Origin of the sequence: Bradyrhizobium sp. PRIMUS42, assembly GCF_023006515.1 — a bacterium.
Classification (GTDB): Bacteria; Pseudomonadota; Alphaproteobacteria; order Rhizobiales; family Xanthobacteraceae; genus Bradyrhizobium.
In genome coordinates this window covers 1-762 of the sequence record NZ_JALBGZ010001370.1, presented here as the reverse complement: position 1 = coordinate 762, position 762 = coordinate 1, and the positions used below count along the sequence as shown (strand labels likewise).

Annotated in this window: 1 pseudogene; it reads left to right on the top strand. The window is 66.7% G+C overall.

The window, feature by feature from the left end:
* Positions 1 to 762, top strand: a pseudogene (locus tag MOV75_RS40420) (hypothetical protein); the annotation flags it as partial.

Below are 762 nucleotides of genomic sequence, written 5' to 3'. Positions count from 1 at the left end.
GGCGCCGCAGACGACGGCATCGTCGACGTCCATGCGCTGCCGCGTCTCGAGGGCGCGGTGGAGGACACCTCACGCCCCGAACGCTACCGCCTCGAATATCGCGTGCCGACGCCGCAGGCCGTGACGTCGCAGGCGGTGCGCAAACTCCTGAGCGCTGACGGCTGGGTGCCCTATGTTCTGCCGCTGGAGGAGAAGAGCACCACGCTGAAATTCAAGAAGGGGCGGCAGGGACTTTCGGTTCACTTCACGCAGGCCCTCGGCCGGCCAGACCAGTCCGTGGTCTACTACACGACCGACCGAATCTATTCGAACGTGCCGTTCCCCGAAGGCGCGAGCGACCTCGTGTTCGACGGAACAAGGCCCTATCTCGGCTGCATTGCGCCCGGCGCGCTCGATGCGACCTCGGAGTTCTTTACGAAGGACATGGCGGCGATCGGTTGGCGCAAGCTCACGCCCGAGACGGCGGCACGCTGGCCCAATGCCGATCTCGGCGAGATCGTCCCGAACGGCGTGCGTGTGTTCTACGAACATCCCGACGGCGACACGACGCAGTTCTACAAGCAGAAGCCGGTGATGCTGACGCTGACGCGCCGCGACGACGGCCGCACCAATGTCGAGATCAGGGTGGCGCCGTTCGCGCTGCCCCAAGAGCTCGAGGCCGACGACGACATGGCCGGCCTGCCACGGCCCAAGCCGACCAAATCGGCGAGGGGCCTCGGCAGCGCAAGCTCCAACGAGCGTGAGATCAGCGCCGCCGCGATG